Origin of the sequence: Campylobacter concisus (genome assembly GCF_902460895.1) — a bacterium.
GTDB classification, from domain to species: domain Bacteria; phylum Campylobacterota; class Campylobacteria; order Campylobacterales; family Campylobacteraceae; genus Campylobacter_A; species Campylobacter_A concisus_BC.
Genome location: NZ_CABPVL010000026.1, coordinates 3,661 through 5,129, shown reverse-complemented (window position 1 = coordinate 5,129; position 1,469 = coordinate 3,661). Strand labels below are relative to the sequence as shown.

The 1,469-nt window shown below is 30.2% G+C and carries 1 protein-coding gene; it reads right to left on the bottom strand.

What is annotated here, in order from left to right; translation table 11 throughout:
* On the bottom strand, positions 1 to 1,394 hold a 1,394-nt coding region (locus tag F3G98_RS10210; protein WP_149726138.1), incomplete at its 3' end, for an Mbeg1-like protein.
* Positions 1,395 to 1,469 lie beyond the last annotated feature (75 nt).

Here is a 1,469-nt window from a genome sequence, read left to right as displayed (position 1 = left end):
GGTGAAATGGTGGCTTTATTGTCCATGTTGAAATTTACGCTATTGTATTGCATAGATAAATTTGTATCTAGATCAAATATAAGCTTATAGTTTTGCTCCATAAATTCATTTAGATATAAAAACGTGCCTTTTAAGCTAACATTTTTTGTCTTTTCGTCATTATCTTTTTCCTTTAAAAGATATGAGAAAAAGTATAGTGTAGTAGCCGTATATGTAAGAAAGTGCGAGCTTATACTTATATCTGTTTTTGGTATCGCATCTACGTTGCCTATATTTATTAGCACCTCATTGCCATTTATATCAAGCCCAAGGTCTTGTATAGCGTTTTCATAGAGTTTGTTGTTAAAGGCTAGGCTATCGTTGTCTGTTTTCATGTGGTATATGTTATTAAAATTTAAAGGTGCAGGTAGGTAGGTGTGGTCTTTGTATCCAAGTGATATATTTGTGTAAAGCTTTTGTTTAATGTTGATGATATTTTTGGCTTTGTCTAGCAAATGTGGCTCATTTAAAGCCGTATCACCTATAAATAATGCATCTGAAATAGTTTCCGTGGTATAGTCTTCTTCTCTTTTAATTTTACTTAATAATCCAGGGGAATTAAATGTATAAATTTCATCTATATATTCTGGAAAGATAAAAGCACACGCTTGGGTAAGAAAACCGCCTAGAGAGTGACCACATATATTTATCTTTTCATCCTCTTTTAAGATAGGTATAACATTATCTAGAAAGAAATTTATTAAAGAATTTACTTGAGTTGGTATCTCATTAATTGTTAGCTCCATATCCGCAATTAAGTCTCCTGGGGTGATCTCAGTACCTCTAAAGGTTAATATTTTTTTGCTGTTATCCTTTGTATCTTCAAATAGGGTGGCACTAAAACCAAATTTATCATTTTTTTGATGTTTTAGAAGTCTAAACCTTGATGTGAAATTTTTGGTACGTTTGGAGAGATTGTCTATTGTGTAAAACAACATTTGTTCTTTTGTTGTTTCATCAACATCTATAAATGAGTGGATACTGTTATTTATTTTTTCTGGTTTAGGATTTTGCTTTTTAAGTTCGCTTGGTTTGAATATTTTTAAATCCTGCATAAACCTAGCTTCAACACAAAGAGCGTAAGCAGTAGGTTGTCCTATTTCTCTTTTGTTGTTTTTTGATAAAACAGTTTCATTTTCTTTCGTAATCTCGCTCTTCCAGTTTATGCCATCAGCATAATCCCATCTAGGATTAGGTTTTTTTAAAATTCTCTCATTATAAAATTTATCCGAAAAACTCCAAATTTCATTCTCATCTATATACTCAAAAAAAGCATAAGCAACATCAGCTATATCAGCATAGCCTTTTATCTTATTTACCATATCTTTATTTGTTAAATTTTTAAGAGTGTTCATTTATTTTTTCCTATTTATTTATCTTTTGAAATTTATTGTCTGTTAGATAAAATTTATTATCTCCAATTAGTCTTT